The following is a 1853-nucleotide window of genomic DNA, read 5'->3' as shown; positions in this document are numbered from 1 at the left end:
TTCAAATGGACCAGATCCGCCGACGACATCCTGCAGGCCGTCAAGCGATTCTGCCTCCGTACTACCAAAATCAGCGAAACTTCAGAATCAGGACACTAGATTCTAACTATTTTTCAGGTTCCTGCGGGCACTGGCCGGTATCGTCAAGCATCTGCACGATATCAAAGGAAAGTGACCATGGAGGGAAAAGTAAAAAGCAGAACGCTTATCGGCCGGAAAAAGCTTCATGCAATGATACCGTTGGCCGAGCGCACTATTTTCAACATGGAGCAGAGAGGAGATTTTCCTCGCCGTATTGCTCTTACCAGTCGAAACGTCGCTTGGGACCTGGCTGAAATTGAGGAGTGGATCGAGGCACGCAAGGTGTCTGGTGTCGTAGCTTCTCGTCCTGGGCCGGCATGACAATCCAAACTGTAGCGACTGATGCAGGTGAGCACTGAGTCCCCTGATCTCGTGGATAAAAAACCGACAGCCAATTGCGTCACCCATGAAGATCAGTCTCAACGACGAGGGGCATATCGACATACTGGACAACCGTGCCAGGGCAACCGTTCTCGCGAAACGGCATCATTGCTTTCCACTGATGGTAGTCGGTCTTCAGAAGGGGATGATGCGCAATTCGATTTTTTGGTGCCATCCTTGGTCGACGTTGGCACCAGAGATAGCCGTAGCCTGATGGACGTGGCTTTGTTTCGCGTATCTAAAGGCAAGAAGCGGGCAGGCGGGATGATCCATTATAATTTGCCGAATGGCTACGTGGAGGTCAAAGCTGGCCCTGACGGAATGGCGTCGGTCTGGGACTATGATATTGTTTTAATGCTTGTTTCCCACCTGACGGAAGCAATGAATCGCTATCGAGACGGCAAGGGAAAGAAGCCGGGGCGTGTGTTTCGGCCTCGGATCGGCGACATTCTGAGGTTTTGTCGCAAGAGCAATGGTTCGCGGCAGTTTGCTGAGGTTGAGGCGGCGCTCGACCGTCTTCAGGGAACGATCATAAAGAGTGTGCGAGAAACGTCGCGTTTCGATGGGCGTGTGTTACGCACAGTTGAATCTGAAGGGCTAATCAGTTCGTATGCCGTTATATCGCGTACTGACACTGGGAGAGTAGCCAGTGTCGAGATTGAAGTTCCGAAATGGATTTACAAGGAAGTTACTGACGGTAAGAGGCCAGACGTCCTGACAGTCGATCCTGCCTATTTTCTGATTTCCACGGGTATTGGACGGTTTGTGTACCGATTGGCACGTCAAGCTGCTGGTAAAGGGCAGGCAAGATGGAGCTTCCAGACGATTTACGAACGCAGTGGTAGCGCCAGTTCGTTAAAAGAATTCAGCCGTATCCTCCGTAAGATTGTCGCGGCCAATGACCTGCCTGATTACGTCTTGCGAGAAGAGGCGGGGCAGAGGGGGCCTCAACTGATAATGCTTCATCGAAAAGCGGCTTTCGATGAACTTCTGGTTGGTGCCAATGGGGTAGTCGACGGAGCGGTTTTTGGTGGGGCGATAAGCGATCAGGCCTGTGGATAGGCCGTCTATTACACACTGATCACCGTCTATCGCACACCGTTTACCGTCTATTACACACCAGATGCCGTCTATCACACACCGGGCAAATTTATAAGAAGTTGATATAATTGAATAAAAATGAGCTTTTCGCGTCTAAAACTTTAAAACTATATAAAACTCTTAAAACCCTCTTTGGTGTGGATAACTCGTCGAGCAGTAAGAGGTGGTCCCGTCCGTTCGGACAGTTTTGCGGGCTTGATAAGCTATACCCGGTTGTTGTTATGCCGCCCTTCTGACGGCGTTGCTGTTGGCCATCTGGTCCGGGGTTAACCCCGGACCAGATGGCGTCG

General features: G+C 51.1%; 3 protein-coding genes. 2 read left to right on the top strand and 1 reads right to left on the bottom strand.

Annotated features, from left to right (window positions below; genetic code table 11):
* The first annotated feature begins 177 nt into the window (after nucleotides 1–177).
* A complete protein-coding gene (locus CFR78_RS15920) occupies nucleotides 178–402 on the top strand; it encodes a helix-turn-helix transcriptional regulator (RefSeq protein WP_099348763.1) in 225 nt (74 codons plus the stop codon).
* Nucleotides 403–429: 27 nt separating this feature from the next.
* Nucleotides 430–1524 (top strand): replication initiator protein A, encoded by a 1095-nt coding sequence (locus CFR78_RS15915; RefSeq protein WP_232091769.1) that lies wholly within the window; start codon nucleotides 430–432, stop codon nucleotides 1522–1524.
* 88 nt (nucleotides 1525–1612) lie between these two features.
* On the opposite strand, the gene CFR78_RS16495 is transcribed toward CFR78_RS15915, so the two are convergent.
* A partial coding sequence (locus CFR78_RS16495; protein WP_220032415.1) for a hypothetical protein occupies nucleotides 1613–1853 on the bottom strand: 241 nt, incomplete at its 5' end.

The sequence above is a fragment of the Komagataeibacter rhaeticus genome (assembly GCF_003207855.1).
In the GTDB taxonomy this organism is placed as follows: domain Bacteria; phylum Pseudomonadota; class Alphaproteobacteria; order Acetobacterales; family Acetobacteraceae; genus Komagataeibacter; species Komagataeibacter rhaeticus.
The sequence above is the reverse complement of the archived record's forward strand: the minus strand, read 5'-3'. Positions and strand labels throughout refer to the sequence as shown.